The following is a 26,414-nucleotide window of genomic DNA, read 5'->3' as shown; positions in this document are numbered from 1 at the left end:
CGTATGTCATTGTCTAGGTTCAGGCTTGGCCTTCAAAGACTGCCGCACCGCTTCGCTTTCGCTCGGCTCGCTTGGCTCTCCTCTCGACCGCTTGACCAATATAACGAGAAAAGTCAAAAGGTGTCAACCCCTATCTCGAAAATATCTCCAAACACTTCCCCAAGTTGCACATCTCACCCCATCCACCCCCCCCTCACCCCACTCCTAGCTTGGAACGGAATCGATCATCATATGTTCTAACAACCCCAGCGACCGACGGAGTAGGGATAGCTGTTCGTTCATTCACGTGTAGCGCGGCAACGCCGATTGTCTTGCTGTCCTTATGCTGTAGGTCAGCTAATTAGCGGTGGGCAAAGGCTCAGCACTGAGATGGCGTGGGTCAAACGGATGGATTTGTACCGTTGGTGACACTGTGAGCGAAGAACTCGGCGAGGCCGTAGGTGAAACAGGTGTAGTCGGGACGGGAGCAACAGAAGGAGTTGGAGTTGGCTGGGCTTGTAGCGCGATCGCTACTGGAGTCAAAGTCTGAGCAATCTGCGCTTGGCGCTCTAGCTGCTGCGTCGTGGCAACTAGACCACTAAGGCCATCGACTAAGTCGCGAATGTCGCGACGAAATTCCGGATCGCCCGTGAGTTCGTCTAGGTCAGCCGTAATCTTTTGAGCATTTTGAAAGGTAGCGCGAGCCGAATCCAGCGTTTGTTGAAGTAGCAGAACATTATCAGAACTGCCGACTGCCTGCGTTAGGTCGCGCAGATTGTTAGATGCTTGGGCGGCATTAGCCGAGAGCTGCTCCAGATTGGCGATGAATTCGCTTTGGTTGATATCTTGCCCGAACTGATCGAAGACAGGAGTGAGATTATTTGTGATGCGTTCGATATTACTGCTGGCGCGATCGAGGTTGTTGAGCGTACTCACCAAGGTCGTGCGATTGGTTGCCAGTAAATTGTTGACTTGAGCAGCCGTGAGGCCAACTTGATTGGCGGCGCGTCCAACTTCGGCAGTCGAAGCGGAGGCTGAGGTTGAGAGGGTATTGATTTGGCGATCGAGCGATCGTGCCAGTCCGGATACTTCGCGAGTGAGTGAGGTGATGCCGACGGCTGCTTCAGACGAATTGCGCGTGAGAGAGCGAATTTCGCTGACAAACTGTTCATTGGTGAAGAGTTCAGCAAATCTTGCAGACGATCGCAGCAGTTCAGTAAAGCTGACGCCGATCGTGCCTGGAATGCGATCGCCATCGCAAATAATTGGGCTGTTGGCGCAATTTTCCGCTAGCGGATTCGTGGCAAGGTCATCCAAAGGCTGCGTGTCGCGGGGCGTGATATCGATCGAAGCTTCGCCCACCAGTCCCGACTGGTTAATCTCAATTAGCACATCTTTGGGAATCAGCGTGGTGACTGGCGAAATCTCCAGTTCCGCGTCAACCGTATTGGTTCCCGGACGGATTTCGGAAATTCGCCCGACGGCAACACCGCGATAGCGCACCTGTGCGCCAACCTGCATCCCGGCAATATTGGCGAACTGCGCGACGAAATGATAGTTGCGGTTGCCAAAGCTGGCGCCGCGCACCCACAGCACCAGGCCAGTGAATAAGCCGACGCTCACGAGAATCAGTAGCCCGACTGACCCTTCTCGAATGGTTCTCGATGATTGCATAGTGCTTCCTCGCGCTTGGGGAATGCAAGATTCTCGATTGTAGCTTCAAGCGCCTGTCCGTCTACTCCGCAGCTAGCCAGCAACTTGAATTGGCCCATCAATGCTGCCGCTAAAAAATTGTCGCACTAGCAGATTATCTACCGTGTCAATGTCTGAAACAACACCTTCCCACCGCACCTTCCCTCGATAGAGAAACACAATGCGATCGGCAGTGCGGCGGATTGTACTGTCTTGGTGCGTCACCATCACATAAGTGCTACAGCCCTTCGAGTGCTGCTGGATCGATCGAATCAAATCTTCAATCACGGTTGAGGCGATCGGGTCAAGTCCCGCTGTCGGTTCGTCGTACAGCAAAATTTCCGGGTGGTCTTGCGGATCATCGGGATTTTCCATGATGGCGCGGGCAAAGCTGACGCGCTTCCGCATTCCGCCCGACAGTTCAGCCGGAAAGCGATCGCCAATTCCGGGCAAACCAACCAAATCCAGCTTTTGATTCACCAGATCGCGAATGCGTTTGGCAGACAAGCGCGAATGCTGGTAGAGCCGGAATCCCACGTTTTCATAAACGTTGAGCGAGTCAAACAGCGCTGCTTGCTGAAACACCATTCCGATCACGATCGGGTCTTGACCGTCCTCGGCGAGTCCCTGACGGCGCACACCTTGTACCCAAACTTCACCCGCATCCGGGGCAAGCAGTCCGGCAATAATCCGCAAAATCGTGGATTTTCCGGTTCCGGATGGACCAATCACAGCAAGCGCTTCGCCACGATAGATTGTGAGATCAACTTCGTCGAGAACAACATTGTTGCCAAACGTTTTGCTGACTTTTTTTAGTTCAATGAGCGGTTCGGCCATAGCGCCAGCATGAAACAGTGTATCTGCTCTACCCTAGCCGACGATTTGACCGAAGCTCAAATTTTGCGGCGATCGCTTACGCTTCCCCCACTTCCAAAAACCTTTGGTGCGATCCTCTTCAACGTCGTCCGTCTGGTGTGGGCAATGGCTGAGATGGCGAGGGTGGCAGAAGCGGCTGAGGCCGTCGGACGGGCGGTTGTGGCTGCAAGCGCGGTTGGAGGACTGGAGGCGGAATTCGGATGGACGGCGGCGGCGTTTGAAAGCGCGGAGGCGGCAAAGGCGCTGGGGCTGGTGGAATTCGGAAGGACGGTAGCGGTGGCAGTGGTGGCAGTGGTGGCAGCACGACGGCACATGGCGCCAGAAACGTCGCCAAGATGTATCCATCAAACGGTGCGCTGATGCGAATCCAGCCTGCACTCGGCTGATTCACCTCGCCTGCCAGCGTCACGATCGCCCCGCGTGAAAGATTGCCCAGCGGCGCTGAACCAAGATCAGCATCACTGTAAATGCGTTCAAGCCGTTGAAGTTGGCGGCATTCGCCAGCAATTTGCGCTCGCAATGATTGTTCTGGAGCGATCGCGAGTTGAGACTGCATCAGCGGTAGCGCGAGAAGATTCACAATCATAATCACTACGGTTGAGCAAAAATTTTCTATTGCAGATACAGAAGAGAAGAATTGATCAAAGCGATCGCTTGATGTCAACCGCTATCAAAGCGATCGCTTTGACCTAGGGCAACCCGATCGAGGAGCAGGTGACACGGCGAATATTCGTGCCGCTGTTGAAACCCGTTGGCCCAGTTTCAGGAATCCAGCCTTGCGTGCGATTGCGATCGATTCGTACCCAAACGCGCCCGCGATCGCTAGCAGGTGTCGTTTGAGTTTGTGGCCCGCCAATAATGCGGAAGCCGTTTCCACTCACCAGCGAACCGACCGTGCCAGAAAGCGTGCTTGGACCAGAGCGAATTACCAAGTTTGGAGCAGTAACCAGGCCACAAGCGCTGCTAGGAGTCGGGGTCGGCGTTGGCGTTGGGGTCGGAGTTGGAGTCGGAGTTGGAGTCGGAGTTGGTGGAACGGAGCCGCATGGCGCAAGAAAGGCGGCCAAAATGAAACCTTGAGCAGGGTAGCTGACCCGAATCCAGCCTGCACTCGGCTGATTGACGGCTCCGGCTAGCGTCACGTTTGAACCAGCAGGAATATCCACAACGCGATCGCTGGCTACGTTTGCTGCGCTATAGATGCGCTCTAACCGCCGCACCTGGCGGCATTCGCCGGAAGCCTGAGCGATTTGCGTTGAATCAGTTGCGATCGTACCGCCCGTTGCGATCGCAGGAATGGCGATCGCACTAGCAATCAAAGCAGACAAAGCGACTTGAGCGACATACCGTATCTTCATCTCACACCTCTCAAATGAAGTACCAGTGGAATCCGTCACAAACTAATGAGTTCGATATTACACTTAAACAATTGCGCGATAAATACAGAAAAGCTATTTTCAGCCTGTTACTAATTGGACGCACAAGTTTGACAACCGATCGCAACACCAAGCATCTAGTCTGAAGTTATAAATATCACCTTCAACTGAATTCATCAAATGGAAATTTTCGGAGACGAAGAACACTGGAAGTTCTGCTGATTTTGAGAACAAGGGTTGCAAAAAGAATTTTCCTGTGTTTAATGGTAGGAAGCCATCAGGCATGGTTAGTTTACAAAGCGATCGCTTGCTGCTGCATTTTTGCCATCCAATTGTGGTAAAAGAAAATGCACCGAAAGCATCGCTTTTGTGGGTGAATTGAGCGGGTGCTTCCTACCAACAATCCAGACCATCTGCGATGCTGCGCGGTTGAGTTGGCAGGGCACATTGCGCCAATTTCCACACAAACCGCCGAGAATGTGCTTTCGTGTTTGGCATCATCCAACGTGCGCGGAAGTTAGAGCCTCCGATTCTCCGGCAACGAGTCACGCGACTTTAACCGCAAGCAAAGCAGAGGAGATTAAATGTCTGAAATTGTTGTTGTGCCCGGAACGACAACCCCACAGTTGGGGCTGATCGTTGACAGCACTGAGCCAATCACGCTACGGCAAGATACGCCTGAAAGCTCCGTCATTGCGACTGGCAGCAATTTGGCTGATACGATCGTCGCTGCCTCGGTTGCTGCTTCGATCGCCGTGAACATTGATGGTGAAGCAGGTGACGACTTCTTGGGCGGAGCCGCGCTTGCAGATACGATCGCAGGCGGCAACGGTAGCGACCAAATTGTTGGAAATTTGGGCAATGACAGGCTAACAGGCGGTGCAGGCGCAGACACGATCGAAGGAAACGCAGGTGCAGACCGCATTGATGGGGGTGTTGGAAACGATGAGATTGAGCCGGGAGCCGGACGCGACATTATTACAACAGGAGCCGGACGCGACATCATTCGCATTGATACGATTCGAGGCGGGGTCGATCGCATCACTGATTTTGCGAAGCAAGACACGATCGAGATCAGTCAAGATTTGGTGCGCGGATCAGGTTTGCAGATTGGCAAACTTCAAGCGACAGATTTTCAAGCCGTGCAGTCGATTCGTGACCTTGACGACGACGAAGCCGCCAAAATTATCTATGAACGCCGCACTGGATTTGTTTACTACAACCGAGACAATGGCCGCGATGTAAAATTGCTCCAGCTCGATCGCAACCTCAACATTAGCGCGGCAGACTTTGAGATTTTTTAAAGGGCAGCAGTCAGAAGGCAGCACGAGAAAAAAGGTTAGCCTCCGCCTCCTGCTACCTTCGGCCTCCTATCCTCTATCTAGACTCTTGAGAATGCGTTGAACCCCACTTTAAGCCAGCTATATATTGACCTCGCAGCCGTACTGCGGCAGCAAGGCGATCTCGCAGCGGCGGCAAACTGCTACCGTCGATCGATCGCGATGGCTCCAGATGCCGAAACCTACTATCGCTTGGGCTTGACGTTGTTTGAGCAAGAGCAGTGGCAAGAAGCAGTGGAGTGTTACGAGCAGGCGATCGCGCTTTGGAAACTGGGCGGCGGATATCGAGGATCGAGAGTTGAGTGGGCAATCGTCCACAGCAATTTGGGCTGTGCGCTGGTGCGGCAGGGAAAGCTGAAAGCGGCGATCGCGCAGTTTCAGCAGGGGTTGCGCCTTGCGCCGAATCGGGCTGCGCTGTATGTGAATTTGGGGCAGGCGATCGCCCAACAAGGCCGCGATCGTGCCGCAATCGCCTGTCTAGAGCGATCGATCGAACTAGAGCCAACGGGTGTAGCGGCCTGTTGGCAGTTGGCGCAGTTGCGGCAGCAGCAGGAATGCTGGCTGGAGGCGATCGCCCTTTGGCAGCGTGTGGTCGCCCAATCGCCCAGCAGTAGCGCTGCTTGGGGAGAATTGGCGATCGCGCAGATGGCACAGGGCAGTTGGCAACAGGCGATCGACTCGTTGCGCTGTGTTGTTCGCGCTCAGCCGGAATGGATTGACGCCTTTTGTCAGCAGACACAGCAAAGTTCAAGCAGCGACGCTTGGATTGACATGCAGCGATCGACCGCTCGATTTTTAGCAAGTTTGCAATCGATCGAGACGAATTCCCTGCAACTGCTGGCCGAAACCTACCTCTGTCGCGCGAAGCTGCTTTGGCAGTACGGCGGCGATCGCCAAATTCAACAGGCCGATCGCGATTTTGCCCAAGCGCAACGCATCGCCCAAGCTGAAAATTTGCGGCTGGCTCTGCCCGTGCGATCGATCGAGCAGCCCACACCGCCGCAGGGAGTTTACCCGACAGCCGCCGCTTGGTTCACCGCTGTTCGACCGCAAGGCGCATATCTGCCACTGAGTCAAACGCGACTGAGTCAAACACAACTGACTCAGTCGCGATCGCGTCCGACCGTCAGCAGTGTCGAAGCTTGCGCTGGACTGAACTGCGCTCCTTGTCTGGAACAGCTTCAGCGGCAGTTTGCCCCGGTGCATCTGGGACAGGGAACTTATGCTTGCAGCAGCGGCAGCGCGATCGAGGCCACACCGCTGTTTGTTGCCCAAATTCCGCAAGGGCGAGCTTGGGCAGTGCCGCAAATCAACGATTGGCGCATCTGCAACGCCGTCGCTGTTCTGACTCCGGAAGACGAACTGCTCGCCGATCTGTCTCGCGACTATCCCGGTCAACTGCCGAACTGTCGCCAGTCTGCACCGCATCGCATTTGGACAGCAGAACGAAGCGCGATCGAACCCATCGCCGGAACGGTAGCCGCGATCGCCGGATTATCCGGTCATGTTTACTTTCACTGGATGGTGGATATTCTGCCGCGCCTCGATCTGATTCGGCAAAGCGGCTATGACTGGCAGGCGATCGATCGCTTTTGGCTCAACGGCAATTCGCGAAGATTTCAGCGCGAAACGCTGGCGGCTTTGGGCATTTCAGCCGCAAAAGTGTTGTCAAGCGATCGCCATCCGCACATTCAGGCAGAAACGCTGATCGCACCGTCGTTCGTTTCCCCGCTGGGCTGGGCGAGTGCCGATGCGCTGAACTTTCTGCGTCAGCATTTGCCGATCGCCGCCGCAAAAAATTGGCCGTCTCGCATCTACATCAGCCGTCAATCGGCTCGCTATCGGCGCGTTCTCAATGAAGAAGCGGTTCTCGATGTGCTGCGCCCTGCCGGATTTGTTGCGGTTTCGCTTGAATCGCTCTCAGTGGCGGAACAGGTGTCGCTGTTTGCCCAAGCCGAAGCGATCGTCGCTCCGCACGGCAGCGGATTGACCAATCTCGCCTTTTGCCGTCCCCAAACTGCTGTGATTGAACTGTTTTCGCCGGACTATGTGCGGCCTTACTACTGGGCGATCGCCCATCATCTGCAACTGCGGCACTCCTACGCCCTAGGAAAATCGTTTGCCTGCCGTTCGCTGCAATCGCTGATGCATCCCAATCCTCTAACGGCTGATATTCTGGTGAACTTAGCTGCACTCAAGCAACTGCTCAAAACAGTGGAACTTCATTCATAACTGCTTTCCTGCTGCCAGCGCTACTTGCTCCTCGCTACCCGTCTTTATGAAAAACGCTCTTAGCCTCACCGCACTACCCTCTGCCAAATCCGCACCGCAGTTGATTTTGCAGGCAGAAGCTTGTCTAAAGCAAAACCAGATCAAAGACGCGATCGCCGCTTGCGAAAAAGCGATCGAAATCGACCCGACTTCTGCGCTGGCCTGTAAGCTCTTGGGCAATGCCTATCAGCGATCGAACCATTGGACGGAGGCGATGCGCTGGTATCAGCAGGCGGTGAAATTGCAGCCGGATTTGGCCGAAGCGCACGCCAACTTGGGGAGCCTGTATGCCAAACAGCAAGCGTGGGATCAGGCGATCGACTGCTATGAAACGGCGATCGCGCTTCAGCCCAATTTTGCGGGAGCATTTCGCAATCTGGCTCGCATCTGGCAACACCTCCACCAAACTGAAGCAGCGGCAGACTGTTGGTATGAAGCGCTGAAGCTAGAGCCAAGCGAAGCAGCAGAAGTTTTTCGAGTCGGCGAACTGATGCTGGCGCAGGGTAAACACGAGCAGGCGATCGATTGCTTCCAGCGAGCAATCGCGCTTCAGCCGTCAGTTGCCGCGCACCACAAACTGGCTGAAGCCTTGGTGCAGCAGGGTCAGCTTGATGCTGCTGTCACCCACTACAAAGCGGCAATTCACCTGACGGAAGCAACCGCTGTGCCCGTTCCGCATTCCGATCAGGCGGCGATCGACGCCAATGGCAACGGTCACGCCGCGATCGTGCCATCTCAAATGCCCAGTCAGTCGCTTGACGCGATCGCTGCCTGTGAACAAATCCTTGCCGAGCTTGCCCCTCAAACGGCAGCCACCTACAAGCAGATGGGCAATGCGCTTCAGGTCGCAGGTCGCCTTTCAGAAGCCGCCGACTGCTACAGCAAAGCGATCGTTCTTCAGCCTAACTTTGCGGAAGCACATGCCAACCTGGGCAGCGTCTACGCGCAGCAACAGCAGTGGAGTCAGGCGATCGCTGCCTGCGAACGCGCGATCGCGCTTCAGCCCGATTTTGCCGGAGCCTATCGCAATTTGGCGAAAGTATTTGAGCAAACGGGAAAATCGGCCAGCGCGATCGCCGCTTGGTATCAAGCCCTGACGCTGGAACCGACATGGGCAGATGCCGCTATGCACATTCGCCTCGGAAATGCACTGCAAACGCAAAGCCGACTGCCAGAAGCCGCCCGCTGCTACCAACAGGCGATCGCGATCGATCCCACAGCGGGCAAAGCCTATCAGCAGCTTGGCAGGTTGCACGCCCAGCAGCAGCAGTGGGCTGAAGCCGCCGCCGCCTTTGAGCAAGCAGTGCGCTATCAGCCCGACTGGGAAACCTATCACGCTTGGGGCGATGTGCTCCTTCAGCAGCAGCAGTGGCATGGCGCAATCGCCGCTTACGATCGCGCCATTGCCCTTAATCCGCAGCCGCTGGTGTGGAGTTTTTACAATCGAACATCCGCCCTGCTGGAACTGTCGCGCTTTGAGGAAGCGCTGCGCTGTTGCGATCGCGCCATTGCGATCGATCCCAATTTTGCCGACGGGCATCACCGTCGCGGCGATCTGCTGCTGAAGCTTGACCGCTGGGCAGAAGCGAGTGCTGCTTATCGACAAGCGATCGCACTGCGCCCCGATTTTTCCTGGTCATACCACAACCTCGGTTCAACGCTGATGCACCTCCACCAGTGGGAAGAAGCCGCTCAGTCGTTTCGGCGTGCCCATGCGCTCCACCCGAATTTTTGCTGGTCGCTGGTGAGTTTGGCAGATGCGCTTGTCAAGCTCGATCGCGAAGACGATGCCCTTGCTGCCTATGAGCAGGCGCTTGAGCTGGAACCGCAAGCCGAAATTCATCAGCGCATTGGCGATCTGTTGCAGCGACGAGCGCAGCGTTTGCAGCAGCAAATTCAAACCCTGCACACCAGCGCGATCGATCGCTACCGACAAGCGATCGATCTTGATCCAGCCAACTCGCAGTATTGCTATCAAGCGCTTGCCCTTCAGCCAGACCATCCTGACCTTTATCATTTGCTAGCAGCTAGCCTTGCAAAGCAGCAGCAGTTTGATCAGGCCATTGTTTTTTATCAGCTTGCGCTGCAACTGCAACCCGATCGCGCTGATTGGTTGATTGAACTCGCGCAAATTTTCGCGCAGCAGCAGCAGATTGAAGCGGCAATCGACTGTTATCGTCGATCGATTCAGCTTCAGCCTGCTCCAGCCGATATTTACTATCAGCTTGGAACGCTGCTTGAAGCGCAACAAGAGTGGAATGAAGCGATCGATTGCTATCGCAAAGCGATTCGACTACAGCCTTCAGCGCAAATTTGGCAGAGCTTGGGCGATGCACTATTTCATCAAGAACAGTGGGAAGCGGCCATGCAAGCCTATCTTAAAATTCCAGTCAATTGATGAGATGAAAATTGCTTTTGTTGCAGGTAAAGATGATGGAAGCCAATACGCTCAAAAAAACTGCAACCGACTACTTCACTGCGGGTCATCAGCTTCAGGAAGCAGGCGATCTAGCAGGAGCGATCGCTGCCTATCAATCTGCTTTCGATTGCGATCCAAACAATTTTTTCTACCCCTATCATTTGGGAGAAGTGCTGCTGAAATTAGGCGATTTGGGCGGCGCAATCGCTCACTTGCAGCTTGCTATTCGCCTCAATCCTCACTTTTCTTGGTCGCACCAATTTCTAGGAGAAGCATTCGCCAGAAATGGACAAGTTGTCGAGGCAGAACAGGCATTTCGACAGGCGATCGCGCTTGACCCAACCTGCTCCTGGTCATATTACGGTTTGGCAGAAGTGCTAACCGCTCAAAATCAATTTCAAGCAGCGATCGACTGTTGCTGTCGCTCAATCGAACTGTATCCCAGCTTTCATCGATCGCATCACTGTTTGCGAAATTTACTCGGTCGGCACGGGCAGCTAGAACAAGGTGAAACCTGGTATCGCCAACTGATTGCTAGCAATCAAAATTCTTCTTGGCTGCATCACTTTCTTGGCGAACTGCTCGCCCATCAAAATAAAACGAACGACGCGATCGCCTGTTTCGATCAAGCAATTCAGCTTCATCCTCAATTTGTTTGGTCATACTATCAGGCAGCAGAAGCACTCTTGCGCGGCGGCAGACTTTATGAGGCAATTTTCTATTACAGAAAAGTGTTGGAGCTTGAGCCGAATTTTCAGCAGGTTTATGAAGATTTTTACAAAGTTTATTACGGCCTGAAATACGGGCACGAACGGCTGGAATATTCGCAGGTTGAAGAAGTCATCCAGTTTCATCGCCAAATCATTCAGCTTCGACCCGACTGCTCGATCGCATATCTGGGCATTGGTGATCTGCTCACTACAAAAAAAGGCGAAATTGAACAGGCGATCGGCTACTATCAGGCGGCAAGCTACTACCGAGCGCTGCAAACCCATCCGCAATTTGTCGAACAGCACTGGCAGACAGAACAATCACATCAGCCAGACTTTCTGATTATTGGCACGATGAAGTCAGGAACAACTTCTCTGTATGGCTACCTGACGCAGCATCCGCAGATCGTGCCTGCGGCACAAAAGGAAATCCACTTTTTTGATTATGCTTACAGCGGCGGATTAGATTGGTATTGCTCACACTTTCCGCCCATTCCAAACCACGCGAGTTTCATCACGGGCGAAGCTACGCCGATCTATTTCACTAATATCAAAGCGATCGATCGCATTGCCAACAGCCTGCCAAGCGTCAAGCTCATTGTGCTGCTGAGAAATCCGATCGCCCGTACAATTTCGCACTATCATCACCACAAAAGTTGGGGACTCGAACAGCGATCGATCGAAGAAGCAATTCAGCGCGAAGCCAGCTTGCTTAACACGCTAACTGATCTTTCTCAGGCGTTTGAAGTTTACCCGCATGAGTCGGGCTATTTATTCATGAGTTTGTATGTTTACTTTTTGGCACGCTGGATGAATACGTTTCCGAAAGAGCGCGTTTTAGTCATTCAAAGTGAGCATCTCTATGAAAAACCTGTGGAAACGATGGAAAAGGTTCATGCTTTCCTAGATGTACCAAACTGCACGTTGGGCGAGTATGAAAACTACTTTCCAGGACAATACAATCGTCATCGCACATCGGTACAAAGCGCTTTGGCAGATTATTTTCAGCCGCATAATCAGCGGCTTGAAGAGTATTGTGGTACAAAATTCACCTGGTAGTTGCTTCTCAAGATCAACTAAAATTGACGATTTGAAAGCGCCGCGATCGCTCTTTTGGGATTGAGCATGAAACGCCGCGATCGCCTTTCACGCCTTTCCCCTACGCAAATTCCAACAAGTCGTGTAAAAATGGCAGGCGCAAAGGGCAAAAGGCGCTACACTCAGGGGCGCGGCTACTGTTTTCGGCCATGACAGAACTGGATTTGCTGATTTTGACGATCTATGTGATCACAGTCATCTATGTGCTGTATCAGATGATCGATTCGCTCGAAGCCAAAACCACAATTTCTTTCGATCGCGCTGCCGTCCAAGCTCAGCTAGAGGAGCGCGAAATTGCCTCCCTTGTCGATCTCAAATTCAGCTTGGCAAGCCGCTATGACTACAGCCAGCCCAAAACGCTATCCGTCACAATTCAAAACAAATCGAAGCACGCGGCGATCTATGTAGATTGGGATCGCTGCGCCTTCACCGACAACAAAGGACAGGCGCGGCGCGTAATTCGGATGACACCCGATCGCCGCCTTGAAGATTTGTTTCAGCCGCAGATGTCAAGTACCGTCACACCCGGAAGTTCGCTCAGCGCGACAGTCACAGCAGAAGATTTGCTCAAACCGGGTGCCAACGATACCCTAGAGCCGAAAAGTCCGCTGGTTGATCCTAAAAAAGCACCGCTAAATTTTGCACTGTATATCGCCTTGCGAGTTGCCAACCTAGAAGTCGAAACGGGCGGCGATCGCTTCTACACGATCGCCTGCCCGTTCCGAATGGCTCCTGTTCCCTGGCACGATGCCCTACCGTTCAACCCGAAAGGATAGCGACATCTGCTAAGCCGCTCAAACTACTCAAGCGAGTCGGTGGCGCGGTTCAAGGCGCGGTTGGTGCGGCTCAAAGCCTTGTCTACGTTATCTTCCACATCCGCTTTTGCATCACGCACAGCGTTTTGGGTGCGATTGATGTTGCGGCTCATGCGAGCATCAACGCTATCGGCTGCCGAATCTGCTGCACTGCGAGCATTACGCTTCACATCATCGCCCGCTTGACGTGCGCTGTTTCCAGCTTTGCGGGCGTTGTCGCGAGCCGATTCTGCGGCATCTTGAGCGTTGCGCTTCACATCGTCGCCCGCCTGCCGGACAGCATCACTGGTCGAGTTGACTGCGCGACGAGTATTGCGCGATGCATCTTCACCAGCCTGCTGAAGTTTGTCCGTCGCGGTGTTCACGGTTTGGTCGGCTTGGCGCTTGAGTTCGCGTCCGCCCTGCTTCACGTCACCACCGAAATCGCGGGCGTTCTCGCCTTTCTTGTCAAGAATGCGGCGGGTGTTCGTGCCAATGTCGTCGGTTTGGTCGATCACGTTGCGCTCAGTTTCATCAACGAGCTGGCGCGTTTTGGCTTCGGCTCCCGACATGTCGAAGCGCGGATCAACATCACTGAAGTTGTTCATGCCGCCTTCTTCCGGCTGAATCGGGTCGTAAATTTCGGTGTTTTTACTGACACTTTCATTGATCCGGCCTTCGCCCACAACGCCTTTCTCGTTGGTTCCACCCACACCGCTGCCTTTGCTGAGGCCGTTCGAGATGCTTCCGGTTGTGCCGTCGGGACGAATATTTTCTCTAGCACGTTCAACGCTCGTCGTGCTGGTTGGAGGCTGCGTTGCATTGGCTGCACCGTTACAGGCCGTTGTGAACAACAGCAACAGTCCAGCCAAACAAACGGTCAAGAGGCGACCGCGAAGCGCTCCCGGAACGGTATCGATCCGCAACTTTTTGACAAAAGAAATGATTTTGCTCATAGCGATACTCCATGCAATTGCAATTTACTGAAAAACTGAATATCCGTTTTGGTTATGGTGGAACCTTTGCGATTAGCGACGACGCGCTTTTTCGCCTTCGGTTGCTTCTTCACCTGCTTTCTGCTGTAAACCTTTTAAAAATCCAGTGCTTTCTTTGAATTCCTCACCAACTTTTTCCAACAGGCGGGCATCAGGATCGCTCGGATCGGTAATCGGCTGACGCTGTGCGGGAATTTGGGTCGCATCGCGCTCGAACACTTGCTGATCGATCGGACCAAGGTCGCCTGTGTTTGATGCATTTGGAGCGGGATACTGAATCACATCAACGTCGCTGCGAATTTCGCCCAACACCGGATGAATCGACAGGGCAGTTGCACTACTGCTAAAAAATGCGATCGCTGCAACAACAATCGTCAAAACCTTTCCAACTTTGCGAAGAACAGACATCGCTTTGCTCATAAGTAACTCCTGAATTGGCAATCATTCCAAATCAGAAAAAGCGCTCATTCAAAGGCAACTGCTGAGACAGAAGTTCAGAATGGACACTTTTTCACGTGCCTATTCAGGTTACGGTTGCAATGTCGATCGATCCCTCTAGCAAAGGTCTCATTCCTGCTTGAGTTCGACAAAAAATTTTTCTAATTCTTTGGAGGGATGACAGTTAACCCCGCTTGCGATCGACGGAAATTTTGCGATTTGGGTCTTGTTTCTGCACCCAGCGTAAAAATCGCTGCATCGAAGGATTTTGCTTGAGAGCATCGATCGAATTCAATTCTTGGGCCAGCACTTTGTTGTCAAACAGCGTGTGAATTTGGCGATGGCAAGCCGCACAAATCTCAACAGTTGGACTCGTATCAATCTGCTTGCGCTTGGTGACTTGGCGCGGCACGAGATGATGAAGCGTCAGTCGATCGCCAGGTCGATCGCAAAGTTGGCACTGCATGAAGAAATACGAAGGAGTTGCTAGCTCTAGCCTAACCAACCACCTAAACTTCTTTAGGCTGTAATTGCCACACTTTAAGCAGGTGAACTTTCCTCACCAAATCCCAAATAGCCGCGTGGTGTAATTAGCCAGTCTCCATGCTGACGAGTGCTTTGATTGCCGATTAAAACAACTGTCAGCATATCGATCGCCTCCACGTCCAATTCGCCCAACGTGGTTAGCATAATCTGCTCATCCGGGCGGTAGACCGATCGCACCAAAGCTACAGGTGTATCGGATTTGCGATGCTGCAAGAAAATTTCGCGAGCGGTAGCAATCTGCTGAGTGCGTGTTTGCGATCGCGGATTGTAGATCGCCGTAACAAAATCTGCTGCTGCTGCTGCCGTCAGTCGTTTTTCAATCACACTCCAAGGTGTGAGTAAGTCACTAAGGCTAATGGCACAAAAATCATGCATCAGAGGCGCACCGACACGGGCGGCGGCAGCTTGCAAAGCAGTAATTCCCGGAAATACTTGCACCTTCGGCGATTTGCCGTCCCAGCCGCGCTGCTGCAACTGCTCCATCACCAATCCCGCCATGCCGTAGATGCCGCAGTCGCCAGAAGAAATAACGGCAACCGTCAAGCCCCACTGAGCGAGATCGATCGCCCGATCGCCCCGCTGCCGTTCCTGCGTAATCGGTGAAGTTTCGACAATTTGACCTGGACGCAGTAGTGGAGAAACGAGATCGACGTAGAGCGAATAGCCGATCACCACATCTGCCTGAGCGATCGCACTCCGCGCTGCTGGCGTAATTTGCTCGATCGCTCCGGGACCCGTTCCGATTAGCCAAAGCTGTCCGGTTCGATCGATCAATTCTTGCTGCGACTGGGCGATCGCGATCGTCACCGCGCCCGCTTCTCCTTCTTCACGGACAATTTGTTTTTTCACGCGGAGGAGGGTGTCGGGTGTCGGGTGTTGGGTGTCGGGTCGAGCCGCCAAAATTGCTGCTGCTTCGGCTACGCTTGGCGTTCCAACTTCGGCGGCGACGATCGCGGAAGGATTGGGGACTTCGATCGATCGCAAATGCTCACTCGAAAAGCATCTCAGCGGAAGATTGCGATCCCGACAAAATTCCAGTAACCCAACTTCGTCGGCTTTGAGGTCGATCGAGGCAATTCCGGCGATCGCGCTTTCGGAAAGATGGTGGGCGCGGCAGGTGCGATCGATCGCACTAGCAATCAGGCGGCTGGACGTTCCGCGCTCGCAGCCAATCCCGATCCATAAAACTCTGGGATGCCACTGAACTTTTGGAAAGTCGGATTCCGGGGAAAAGCGGCGTTGAATCGGACTGATCCAAATGCGGGCGGCGGGTCGCTCCGAGTAGTCAACGTCGAAGTTGAATGGGTGTTGCGCTGGTAAATGTTCTTGCCACAGGGTCGATCCGGCTTCCTGGATGACTTGAATCGTTTCGCCTCGTGCAGTTGCCGCCGATACGCCCGTCCAATCGCCCTCACCTTTTCGCCAGCCAAACGACACTCCCAAAACATCAATTCCTGGTAGTTCAGCGCGTGTCGATGCTCCGGTGAGAATCGGTGTTGCACCGCTCTGTTCGGCTACGAGTCGAGTTAAATTTTCCGCGCCGCCTTGGTGTCCGCTGCACAAGCTGATCGCAAATTGGCGATTTTCATCGACGACGACGATCGCTGGATCAGTCCCTTTATCTTTCAGCAGAGGCGCAATTAAGCGAACGACTGCCCCGGTTGCCAGGCAGAAGACGATGCCGCGATGAGTTTGCCATAGGTCGGGGAGGAGCGATCGCAACGATCCCGAAAAGCTCTGACAGTCCGGTTGCACGATCGATTCAGGAACCCACAGCTTGATTCCTGCCGCCAAACAAAAAGGCCGCAGCGCAGCGATTCCGGTTGGTGTGACGGCGATCGCAGCGAGCGGCTCAAAAGCAGTAAAAACAGACACTAGATTGGGAGATTTCGATCGGGAGATTGAGCGGTGGGTGGTGCAGGCTGCTCAACTGTTGTCAGAGCAGGATTCAAAAGCGGAGTGCGGGCGATCGAATTGTTCGCCAAGCTAAACAGCGGATTGGACAAAATGCCAGCGAGTGAAGTGGTGACTAGCGCGAACACCAAGCCGACCTGTAAGGGGCGCATTCCCGGCAGCGTCCAGCGAATTTCCGGGTAGTTTTTGACCGCATCCGACATTTCTTCCGGCTCTTTCACCACCATCATCTTGACGACACGGATGTAGTAGTAGATCGAGATGACGCTGGTGAGCAGACCAATCAGCACCAAGCCATACGCGCCCGACTGCCAGCCTGCCCAAAACAGATACAGCTTGCCGAAGAATCCGGCCAGCGGCGGAATGCCACCCAGCGAGAGCAGGCAAACGCTCAAGGTCAAGGTGAGGAGCGGGTCTTTTTGGTAAAGTCCGCTGTACTCGGTGATTTCGTCAGTTCCGGTTCGCAGCGAGAACAGAATGACGCAGGTGAAGCCGCCCAAGTTCATGAACAGATACACCATCAGGTAGAACAACATGCTGGAGTATCCGGCTTCGGTGTTGATGATCAACCCGATCATCACAAATCCGGCCTGAGCGATCGAGCTATACGCCAACAGTCGCTTCATGCTCGTCTGCGCCAAAGCGACGACATTGCCCAGCACCATGCTGAGAATTGCCAAGGCAGTCATGACGAAATGCCACTGCTCGGAAACTAAGGGGAAGCAGGACACCAAAAGACGAATCGCCAGGGCAAAACCAGCCGCTTTTGAACCAACCGAAAGGAACGCGACGACCGGAGTTGGTGAACCTTCATATACGTCGGGTGTCCACTGGTGAAACGGGACAGCGGCGATTTTGAAGGCGATCCCCGCAATCACGAAAACCAAGGAGATCACCAGACCGATCGATTCGCCAATGCCATTTGTGGCGATGTTGGCCGTAATCGTGCTCAGACGGGTTTCACCACCGGACAAGCCGTAGAGCAGCGAGACACCATAGAGGAAGATCGCTGAGCTAGCTGCGCCAATCAGGAGATATTTGAGAGCGGCTTCGTTCGATCGCGGGTCGCGCTTCATGTAGCCCGTCAGCAGGTAGGACGAGATCGAAAGCGTTTCTAGCGAAACGTACATCATCACCAGTTCGTCTGCGCCAGAGAGAAACATCCCGCCCAACGTGGCAGTCATCAGGATGACCAAAAACTCGGCCAGCGACGTACCCGACTGCTCGACATAGCGAATCGACATCAGCACGGTGAGAGCCGCCGACAGCGCAATGATGCCGCGAAACACCACGCTCATGTCGTCGCCGTTAAACCCGCCCAGAAACGAGAGCGGATTGGCCGTTCCCCACTGAAAGTAGAGTGCGCCGACGGCAGTGAGCAGCCCGCCGATCGACCAGTAGGGCGTCCAGCGAGCAGAAGAGCGGCCTGTGATTAAATCACCGACCAGAACGACGAGCAGCGTCACGATGACGATGGTTTCCGGCAAAATAGTTCCGGCGTTTAGCTGTGCGACAAGACTGTTAAAGTCCATGTTGGCGATCGGGTAGTGTGAACGAAAAGCAATGAAGCAACGAAAAACCAATCAAAATGTTCAACCTTCCTTAAGAATCATATCGTGCTAGCTTACCGAATCACGTTTCGGTCTACGAATTGAACACCTTGATTTCTGCTCATATTGGCTATAAGTAAGATCTAAGGGCATATTGATGAAGTGAGCGTCACCTCTCAACTGGCTGAATATGCAAGAAATAAGGTTATGACAGATTTAAGCTTTCCAGTGCGATCGCGCTAGTCGATCGCTTCACCTCGTCCCGTCTTTTCCCCAGAACCGCGATTCTCATGTCAACGCTTGTCATTGTTGAATCTCCAACCAAAGCTCGCACCATCCGTAACTACCTGCCGCGTGACTACCAGGTGGAAGCGTCGATGGGGCATGTACGCGATTTGCCGCAGTCGGCCAGCGACATTCCCGAATCGGTGAAGAAGGAGAAATGGGCGAAAATTGGCGTCAATGTCGAGGCAGATTTTGAGCCGCTCTACATCGTGCCGCAGGACAAAAAGAAGGTCGTCAAAGCCCTCAAGGACGCGCTTAAAGGCGCGGACGAACTGATTTTGGCAACGGACGAAGACCGCGAAGGCGAAAGCATTAGCTGGCACTTGCTGCAACTGCTCAAGCCGAAAGTTCCCGTCAAGCGGATGGTCTTCCACGAAATCACCGAAGACGCCATTCAGCGAGCGCTCAATGATTGCCGCGACGTGGATGAACAGTTGGTTCACGCGCAGGAAACGCGGCGAATCCTCGATCGACTGGTCGGATATACCCTTTCCCCGCTCTTGTGGCGCAAAATTGCCGCCGGACTGTCGGCAGGTCGCGTCCAATCGGTTGCCGTCCGCCTCTTGGTGACTCGCGAACGCGAACGCCGCGCTTTCCGCAAAGGTTCTTATTGGGATCTCAAAGCGGAACTGACCAAGGACAAAACGCCATTTGAAGCACGGTTGGTGTCGGTTGGCAATACTCGCGTTGCCACAGGTGCAGACTTCGACGAAAACACCGGCCAAATTATTGCCGGACGCCAAGTTTTACTGCTGAACGAGGAAGAAGCCCGATCGCTCCACGATCGATTGAGCGATCGACCTTGGACAGTTGCAAATCTAGAAGAACGCGCCTCAACTCGTAAACCGTCTGCGCCGTTCACCACGTCCACCTTGCAGCAGGAAGCCAACCGCAAGCTCCGCCTCTCTGCCCGTGAAACGATGCGGACAGCGCAGAATTTGTATGAACAGGGCTACATCACCTACATGCGGACGGACTCGACGAATCTGTCGCAGCAGGCGATCGCTGCCGCCCGTTCCTGCGTTGAGCAGATGTACGGCAAGGACTATCTCAGTCCGCAGCCGCGCCAGTATTCCACCAAATCAAAAGGCGCACAGGAAGCCCATGAAGCAATTCGACCCGCAGGCAGCAGCTTCCGCACTCCACAGGCGACGGGCTTGAGCGGTCGCGAACTCAGTTTGTATGATTTGATTTGGAAGCGCACGGTTGCGACGCAGATGGCCGAAGCGCGCCAGACGAACGTGACGGTTCAGCTTCAGGTGGAAGATGCCACCTTCCGAGCAACGGGTAAGCGCATCGACTTCCCTGGTTTCTTCCGCGCTTACGTGGAGGGATCAGACGATCCGAATGCGGCGATCGAAAACCAAGAAGTCATCCTCCCCCGTTTGCAGGTCGGGGATCATCCCGAATGCACGGAGTTGGAGGCGATCGGGCATGAAACGCAGCCGCCCGCCCGCTACAGTGAAGCCTCGCTCGTCAAGATGCTCGAAAGTGAAGGGATTGGGCGACCGAGTACCTACGCCAGCATTATCGGCACGATCATCGATCGCGGCTATGCTCAACTGATTAACAACAGCCTTGTTCCGACCTTCACTGCCTTTGCGGTCACTGGCCTGCTGGAAAAGCACTTCCCCGATCTGGTTGATACTGGATTCACGGCTCGGATGGAGCAAACGCTCGATGAAATTTCGACTGGAGAAGCCGACTGGCTGCCCTACTTGAAAGAGTTTTACCTCGGTGAAACCGGGCTGGAATCGCAAGTTGAGGAGCGCGAAGATCAAATCGACGGGCGCGAAGCTCGCACGATCGATCTCGAAGGACTCGACACCAAAATTCGGATCTCCAAGTACGGAGCCTACATCGAGCAGGAAACGGAAGAAGGTGAACCCCGGATCATTAACATTCCGCAAGACCTTTCTCCAGCAGATCTGGATGCCGAAAAGCTCGAAACGCTGCTGCAAGGACCCAGCAAGCTCGGTCTGCATCCCGACACGGGAGAAGCAATCTACGTGTTCTCCACAGGACCTTACGGTCCCTACGTTCAGCTTGGCGATGTTACCGATGACAATCCGAAGCCGAAACGCGCCTCGCTGCCTCGTGGCGTGACGCCCTCGCAGGTGACGCTGGATATGGCGGTCGGTTTGCTCGCTCTGCCGCGACTGTTGGGCATCCATCCAGAAACGGGCGCAAAAATTCAGGCAAGTTTAGGACGATTTGGTCCGTATGTCGTTCACGATCAGGGCAAGGAAGGAAAAGACTATCGATCGCTCAAAGGCGATGACAACGTGCTGACAATCACGCTCGATCGCGCTCTTGAACTGCTCGCCCAGCCGAAATCGACACGCGGACGCGGCAAATCCGCCGCTAAACCTCTACGCGAACTTGGGGCACACCCCGAAGACAGCGAACCCGTCAACATCTACGACGGGCCGTATGGTCCCTACGTCAAGCATGGCAAGACGAACGCCTCGCTGCCCGAAGGGGAAACGGTCGAGTCGATGACAATGGAAACAGCCCTGTCTGCCCTCGCTGCCAAGGCTGGAAGCAAATCGAAATCGAGTCGTGGCAAGAGCGCTGCGGCCTCGAAGACGACCAAAACCGCGACTACGAAAACGACTAAAGCGAAGTCAACCACCCGCGCTAAAACCACCAAGGCCACTTCGACCACTACCAAGCGCAAGTCGAGCAAATCCACTTCAGCCTAGAAAAAATCGCCCCTCCAACTTGGAAGGGCGATCGACTGAGTAATTCCAAGCTAAAGATGCTGGTTGAGAAAGTCGATCGATCGCTGCCAGGCATCCGTCGCCGCTTCGGGCTGGTAGGCATCCGGGCGAGTGTCGTTGAAAAAGGCGTGTCCGGCGTTCGGGTAGGTGTGGCTGGCGATCGATCCACCCGCTCCCTTCACAGTAGCTTCCAGTTGTTCCACCGCAGCAGGCGGCACAAAATTATCTTCCGCAGCAAACAGCCCCAGAACTGGAGCGCTTAATCGAGAAAAATTTGGCTGCACTTTCGGATGGATGCCGTAGAAATCAATCACGGCTCCGTAGCGATCACTCAGTGTTGCCGCCAGCAAAGCCAACTGACCGCCCATACAAAAGCCAACGACGCCAATTTTGTCACCCGTCACCGCTTCGTGATCGAGCAGAAATTGCGCGGCAGTTTCCAAATCGCGGGCAGTTTGTTCGATGTTGAGCGCCATGAATAAGCGCTGCGCCTCGTCAGGCGATGTAGTTTGCTCGCCGTGAAACAAATCGGGCGCGAGGGCGACGAATCCGGCTGCGGCAAAGCGATCGCTCACGTCCCGAATATGCGGAACCAGTCCCCACCATTCCTGCAAGACAAGCAAGCCCCGCCCTGTGCCCGCAGGCGGCAGAGCGAGGTAGCCAATTTCCTGTTCCGTGCCCATTAGCCCGCCACACCCGAAAGTGCCTGAGCTGCTGCGTCCCGTAAGAGGGCTGCTTTATCGGTTTGCTCCCAAGGCAGATCAAGATCCGATCGCCCAAAGTGTCCGTAAGCGGCGACATCTTGATAAAAGCGTCCGCCCCGTTCACCCGGAAGGGCGCAGAGGTTGAAGGTTTGAATAATGCCAGCCGGACGCATCTCGAAGTTTTGGCGCACCAGTTCCAGCAAGCGCTCATCTTCGATCGTGCCTGTGCCAAAAGTTTCCACCAGGATGCTGACCGGATGGGCGACGCCGATCGCATAGCTCAGTTGCACTTCGCACTTTTCGGCCAATCCTGCCGCGACGATGTTTTTGGCGATGTAGCGAGCGATGTAGGCCGCGCTGCGATCGACCTTGGTGGGGTCTTTGCCGGAAAATGCGCCGCCGCCGTGCCGCGAATAGCCGCCGTAGGTATCGACAATAATTTTGCGTCCGGTCAGGCCAGAATCACCTTGCGGTCCGCCGATCACAAATTTTCCGGTCGGATTGACCAAAAAGCGCGTTTCCGCATCGGGCTTCACATCGATGTCGCTGAAGATCGGTTCGACCACAAACTGCCACAAATCTGCTTTGATTTTGTCCTGCACCGCATGGGGATCGGTGATTTCGTCGATCGCTGCCGTATGCTGAGTGGAAATCAAAATTGTGTCGATGCCGACGGGTCTGCCGTTTTCGTAGGCGATCGTCACCTGCGTTTTGCCGTCTGGTCGCAGATAAGGCAACTGTCCGGTTTTGCGAACGGCAGCCAGCTTGCGGGAAATGCGGTGTGCCAAGCTGATCGGCAGCGGCATCAGTTCCGGCGTTTCGTTGCAGGCAAAGCCAAACATCAAGCCCTGATCGCCTGCACCGATCGCATCAAGCTTTTCGTCGCTGTCTTCTTCGCGGATCTCTTGTGCGGTGTCAACGCCTTGAGCGATGTCCGGCGACTGAGCGTCCAGCGTCACCATGACGGCGCAGCTATTGGCCGAAAAGCCATTGTTGCTGTCGGTGTAGCCAATTTCGGCAATTTTCTGACGGACTAAATCGGTGTAGTTCACCTGCGCTTTTGAGGAAATTTCGCCTGTCAGCAGCACCAGTCCGGTGTTGACAACCACCTCGGCAGCCACACGGCTTCCGGGATCTTGGCTCAGCAGCGCGTCCAAAATCGTGTCAGAAATTTGATCGCAAATTTTATCGGGATGGCCTTCGGTAACGGATTCTGAGGTAAACAAGTAGCGACGTGACAAGGAAATATCTCCGCTTGAACTAAACAACACGCACTGAAGCGATCGCAACACAGCCGCTTCGGGGTCGCTAGCAGACCCTAGATTTGAATTTACTGAACTCTTGCCAGAATAAGCTGTTTTTCAGTGGATTGCCAATCTGTCAAAGCAAGAATGCCGAAAAGTCGATCGGGTTTTCGGTGATGAAGCATTGACATTCGAATGCTGCGAAATGCTGCCATTTCTGAGAACTTGAAGGTTTAGCGTGAACTTTTATTGTGCAAGGGCTATGAAGATTAAGAAGTGGTTTCAATCAACAAAGCACCGAGGCGCAATTAACCTCGGTGCTTATTCGGTAGATTCAGTTGTTCCTAGCCGTTGCTAGATCACGCGCACTGCAAAGTGCAGGGGTTCCGCATCCGACAGAACGACTTCGAGCTGATAGGGTTGGTCATCGGGGTTGGCAAGGGTGATGCTCACCAGTCCAGCACTGTCGCGCTGGGCGCTGGTTTGCGCCTGACTGCCTTGTAGACGCAGCGATCCGGCGATCGGCAGTTGCGCGGTCAGGTGAAGCCGTTGGGTGACGGCATCATAGCTCACTTCGAGGACGACTGCGCCCACCGTCGTCAGCCATTGGCGCGAAGCGGGGGCATCGCTCGATACAGTCAGCGAAAGCGATTCGAGAATCGTGCGAGCGGCCAGCAGCGAGAGCGTCATCTGCTGAGTCGGACTGGCGGTTTCGTAATCGCTGGGGTAAGCGGCTCCGCGCAGCGGTGAAGAAATGCCGCGAGCAGGCGAAGCCATGACGATCGCCGCCAGTTGATTGAGCGCTTGCGTTTCACCGGGAAACAGCGACTCAACGGCCTGCACAAGCTTTGCCCCTTCGCGCAGCGTCGATTGGGCAGCGGCTTGGCACTGCTCAAACAGGCGAGCGAGAACAGGTTCCGGCAGGGCGATCGGCAAATTAAGCTGCTGAAGCTGAGCTGCCCACACGGACGCTTCGGGCAGATCATCGTAACGGTAAGCCCCGGTCTCCCAGGGGAACCGAGGCGGATTTCGCTCGATCTCAGCGCGGAGTCGGCGTTTTATTACAGTTTGAAAACGGTCTTGCACGGTGGTATCTCCAGATTGAAATGAGGCTTCCCCAAAAAGGAAACTTGCCGATTCTGGCTGGTCTGACTCAAGGCCAAACACTTCAGAATCGAGCGGATCAAGATCATGAAAAGCCGGATTCCCCGCTGCCAACTCATCTTGCTCAGTCTGGTGACTGGCATCTTTCCCTGATGGCGCTAACCCTGTTGGCCGGGAATCCTTCAACAGCCATTGCAAAAACTGTTCGATGGCTTCTGATTCGTTATTCATCGATCGCAGCCCCTGTTCCGGATATTAAATTGTTGCGAATTTCCCAAGCTTGCTCTAATAATTTCGACCACTGCTTTTGAACTTGCGTGGTGGAGATGTGGAGGGCTTGGGCGATCGCACCGTCACTCTGTTCTTTTTGCTTGAGCGCAAGCAGTTCACGCTGCTGGGAAGTGAGTTGGTTTTGCAAAACCGTCCACTCCTGCGGTGTCAGACCGAAATTTCGCCCCAAATCCGCTTCGAGCCACTGATGCACCAGTTCCCATCGATGGGATAACGCGAAACGAATTAGATGATACTTAAAGCGCTGCTGCAAATAATCCCTCTGACGAGAGGTAAGTCCTAGAAGCGCTTCAATTTCGCTAGCAGGCAAATCTTGCAGCCGCAAAGCAAAATAATCCGCGCAGTCAGACTGCTGCCGCTCCTCCAGGTAAGCCATAAGTTCATCGATCACCGTTTGCCTAAGCGCGTCTTCACCGAGTTCCGGCTCCAGTGCGACCATTTGTTCACGCACCTGCTGAACCGGAGCGCTGTAGCCGTTTTCCGATTCGCTGTTCGCCGATCCTTCTGCCGCCTGCTCGATATCAACCGAGGTTTCGGGCGGCTGCTGAAGCGAAAAGGTTTGCGCTCTTAAGATGATCAGTTGCTGACTGCGCCGACCGGGAAGCGGAATTCGCCGCTTTCCGTAGCGTTCTGTGAAAGCCATGTACTCAGCGAGTTCAAGCAGCGATCGCGGACAGTAGCCCGCCATCAGTTGTGTTTCGCGCCGAAACGCATTGAGCGCTTCAATATAAAAGCTTTGCAAGAAGTCTTCGATCAGCGTCAACCGAGCTTGATAGCTCGACTGCACCTGCGGCGGTGTAATGTGTCGATACACGACAGCGCTGAGGGTGCTATGCAGTTCGACACGACCGCGATGCGAGCCGAGACGGTAATACTTAAGACACTGTTTCAGACGGTGGCGAGCGAGCGTGGTAGACCACGACTCGACTTCGCCAGATTCTTGAATGCGTTTGCTTTCTGAGCAGATGCGGGCGACTTCGGCGGTGATTCGTGCCGCAACGTCCCGACAATTCTGTTCAGAGGCTTGAGTGGATTGCTTGAGTTCGCTGAAGACTAGCTGGAAAATTTCTTCCACGCTTGATTCCGTCTCCGCCCTGATGGTTTTGCCGTTTACAAAGTTAGCACAGGAAAGATCGATCGACAGGTTTGTGTAAAGTGCGACCGTGAAACCCTCAATCTTGCATCCGGTCATTTCACGAAAAGTTTACATTCGCCCGAATTCTCCGTACTTTCCACAATTGCCCGGTCTAGACTGAGAAAAAATTGCCCTAATTAAGCCGATGAATTTACAAGAACAAATTCAAGTCTTGATCGACCATGCGCCACGAGATGGCAAGACGCCAAATGTAATTCGAGCGATCGCGCCTGCTCTGACCGCAATTGCCAGCCAGCTTGGACGATCGCAGTATTACCTATTGCAGGCAGCAGCGGGAAATTGGATCGTCACCACTCTAAGCCATCGGATTCAGCCCAACGTTGAGAAAATCGTTGTGTATGCCTTTGGCAGTCCAGAAGATGCGCTGACATCATCCATCGCAGTCGAGGAGCATGTAGAAGCGATCGCGCTGCCATCGACACACATTTTGTTTCAGATGGTAGCAATTCCAAATTTGGATAGTGTCGTATTTTTTGAAGCGGGCGATCGGGTGAATGGAACCGAAGTGAGTCGGCAAAATTTGAATCAACTGATCGAGCAGTGTTTACAGCAGTACAAATCGGCGATCGTACCTCCAGATCTTGCGTAAAAGAAGTTGAAATTTCGCTCGATCGCTCCGCCTGCTGCGACTGCGCTGACAGGCCGACCCCACAGCATTTCACAATATCTACATCGTTGCAGTCGGCTTTGCCGTTCGCTCTAATCGATCGCCTGCACTCGTAGTCATCGTTCCAGGTCGCTCACTGACGCTTTACGTGGGCTTACCTTAGATTTTCCGACAGGGCAAACGCATCTAAATTGAGGTTGGAGTAATTGGGGTAGGATGCAGGCTTACGCTAAATCTGCTCCATGTCATGGATGAATTGACGATTGCTCCGACCATTCTCAACCATTTTGCCAGCCTGGAAGATC

Annotated in this window: 20 protein-coding genes; 7 read left to right on the top strand and 13 right to left on the bottom strand. The window is 54.0% G+C overall.

Annotated features, from left to right (window positions below; translation table 11 throughout):
- Positions 1-336 precede the first annotated feature (336 nt).
- The 4 genes from H6F67_RS01155 to H6F67_RS01140 form a co-directional block, all read right to left on the bottom strand.
- A complete protein-coding gene (locus H6F67_RS01155; RefSeq protein ID WP_190762502.1) occupies positions 337-1,653 on the bottom strand; it encodes an MlaD family protein in 1,317 nt (438 codons plus the stop codon).
- Between the two features lie 72 nt (positions 1,654-1,725).
- Positions 1,726-2,508, bottom strand: a complete 783-nt coding sequence (locus tag H6F67_RS01150; RefSeq protein ID WP_190762500.1) for an ABC transporter ATP-binding protein — start codon at positions 2,506-2,508, stop codon at positions 1,726-1,728.
- 118 nt (positions 2,509-2,626) lie between these two features.
- Positions 2,627-3,133, bottom strand: a complete 507-nt coding sequence (locus tag H6F67_RS01145) for a hypothetical protein (protein WP_206753875.1) — start codon at positions 3,131-3,133, stop codon at positions 2,627-2,629.
- A gap of 103 nt (positions 3,134-3,236) precedes the next feature.
- A complete protein-coding gene (locus tag H6F67_RS01140) occupies positions 3,237-3,902 on the bottom strand; it encodes a hypothetical protein (RefSeq protein ID WP_190762496.1) in 666 nt (221 codons plus the stop codon).
- A gap of 602 nt (positions 3,903-4,504) precedes the next feature.
- Here H6F67_RS01140 and H6F67_RS01135 point away from each other — a divergent pair.
- From H6F67_RS01135 to H6F67_RS01115, 5 genes are all read left to right on the top strand, one after another.
- Entirely contained in the window at positions 4,505-5,224 is a 720-nt protein-coding gene (locus H6F67_RS01135) for a calcium-binding protein (protein WP_190762494.1), read from the top strand.
- Positions 5,225-5,320: 96 nt separating this feature from the next.
- On the top strand, positions 5,321-7,492 hold the full coding sequence (locus H6F67_RS01130; protein ID WP_190762491.1) for a glycosyltransferase 61 family protein: 2,172 nt from the start codon (positions 5,321-5,323) through the stop codon (positions 7,490-7,492).
- A 46-nt stretch (positions 7,493-7,538) separates the two neighbouring features.
- Positions 7,539-9,929, top strand: coding sequence for a tetratricopeptide repeat protein (locus tag H6F67_RS01125; protein ID WP_190762489.1), 2,391 nt, complete (start codon positions 7,539-7,541; stop codon positions 9,927-9,929).
- 32 nt (positions 9,930-9,961) lie between these two features.
- Positions 9,962-11,719, top strand: a complete 1,758-nt coding sequence (locus tag H6F67_RS01120) for a tetratricopeptide repeat protein (protein ID WP_190762487.1) — start codon at positions 9,962-9,964, stop codon at positions 11,717-11,719.
- Positions 11,720-11,907: 188 nt separating this feature from the next.
- Positions 11,908-12,534, top strand: a complete 627-nt coding sequence (locus H6F67_RS01115; protein WP_190762486.1) for a hypothetical protein — start codon at positions 11,908-11,910, stop codon at positions 12,532-12,534.
- Positions 12,535-12,557: 23 nt separating this feature from the next.
- Here the strand turns inward: H6F67_RS01115 and H6F67_RS01110 are convergent, their stop codons facing one another.
- The 5 genes from H6F67_RS01110 to H6F67_RS01090 form a co-directional block, all read right to left on the bottom strand.
- On the bottom strand, positions 12,558-13,508 hold the full coding sequence (locus tag H6F67_RS01110; protein ID WP_190762484.1) for a hypothetical protein: 951 nt from the start codon (positions 13,506-13,508) through the stop codon (positions 12,558-12,560).
- 72 nt (positions 13,509-13,580) lie between these two features.
- Complete coding sequence (locus tag H6F67_RS01105; protein WP_206753874.1) at positions 13,581-13,955, bottom strand: hypothetical protein; 375 nt, start codon at positions 13,953-13,955, stop codon at positions 13,581-13,583.
- Positions 13,956-14,169: 214 nt separating this feature from the next.
- The gene (locus H6F67_RS01100) at positions 14,170-14,451 is read right to left on the bottom strand and encodes an HNH endonuclease (protein WP_190762480.1); all 282 of its coding nucleotides are present in this window, start codon (positions 14,449-14,451) and stop codon (positions 14,170-14,172) included.
- A 74-nt stretch (positions 14,452-14,525) separates the two neighbouring features.
- Positions 14,526-16,406 carry a precorrin-3B C(17)-methyltransferase gene (gene cobJ, locus H6F67_RS01095; protein ID WP_190762478.1) on the bottom strand — a complete coding sequence of 627 codons (1,881 nt, stop codon included), beginning with the start codon at positions 16,404-16,406 and terminating at the stop codon, positions 14,526-14,528.
- A complete protein-coding gene (locus H6F67_RS01090; RefSeq protein WP_190762476.1) occupies positions 16,406-17,977 on the bottom strand; it encodes an NAD(P)H-quinone oxidoreductase subunit N in 1,572 nt (523 codons plus the stop codon). The genes cobJ and H6F67_RS01090 overlap by 1 nt, the downstream gene beginning before the upstream one ends.
- A 308-nt stretch (positions 17,978-18,285) precedes the next feature.
- Here H6F67_RS01090 and topA point away from each other — a divergent pair, with 308 nt between their 5' ends.
- Positions 18,286-20,985: a type I DNA topoisomerase gene (topA, locus tag H6F67_RS01085; protein WP_190762474.1), complete on the top strand. Its 2,700-nt coding sequence runs from the start codon at positions 18,286-18,288 to the stop codon at positions 20,983-20,985.
- A 50-nt stretch (positions 20,986-21,035) separates the two neighbouring features.
- Here topA and H6F67_RS01080 read toward each other — a convergent pair whose 3' ends face one another.
- The 4 genes from H6F67_RS01080 to hetZ all read right to left on the bottom strand — a co-directional run bounded on the left by H6F67_RS01080 (position 21,036) and on the right by hetZ (position 25,421).
- On the bottom strand, positions 21,036-21,686 hold the full coding sequence (locus tag H6F67_RS01080; RefSeq protein WP_190762472.1) for a dienelactone hydrolase family protein: 651 nt from the start codon (positions 21,684-21,686) through the stop codon (positions 21,036-21,038).
- Complete coding sequence (gene metK / locus H6F67_RS01075; RefSeq protein ID WP_190762470.1) at positions 21,686-22,948, bottom strand: methionine adenosyltransferase; 1,263 nt, start codon at positions 22,946-22,948, stop codon at positions 21,686-21,688. Before metK ends, H6F67_RS01080 begins: the two co-directional genes overlap by 1 nt.
- 357 nt (positions 22,949-23,305) lie before the next feature.
- Entirely contained in the window at positions 23,306-24,286 is a 981-nt protein-coding gene (locus tag H6F67_RS01070; RefSeq protein ID WP_190762468.1) for a PatU, read from the bottom strand.
- The gene (hetZ, locus tag H6F67_RS01065; RefSeq protein ID WP_313926744.1) at positions 24,279-25,421 is read right to left on the bottom strand and encodes a heterocyst differentiation protein HetZ; all 1,143 of its coding nucleotides are present in this window, start codon (positions 25,419-25,421) and stop codon (positions 24,279-24,281) included. The genes H6F67_RS01070 and hetZ overlap by 8 nt, the downstream gene beginning before the upstream one ends.
- Before the next feature lie 205 nt (positions 25,422-25,626).
- Here hetZ and H6F67_RS01060 point away from each other — a divergent pair, with 205 nt between their 5' ends.
- Positions 25,627-26,091 carry a hypothetical protein gene (locus tag H6F67_RS01060; protein ID WP_190762458.1) on the top strand — a complete coding sequence of 155 codons (465 nt, stop codon included), beginning with the start codon at positions 25,627-25,629 and terminating at the stop codon, positions 26,089-26,091.
- The last annotated feature ends 323 nt before the right edge of the window (positions 26,092-26,414 follow it).

Source organism: Microcoleus sp. FACHB-1515 (genome assembly GCF_014696105.1).
GTDB lineage: Bacteria > Cyanobacteriota > Cyanobacteriia > Elainellales > Elainellaceae > JAAUTJ01.
This window is presented reverse-complemented; position numbering and strand designations above follow the sequence as displayed.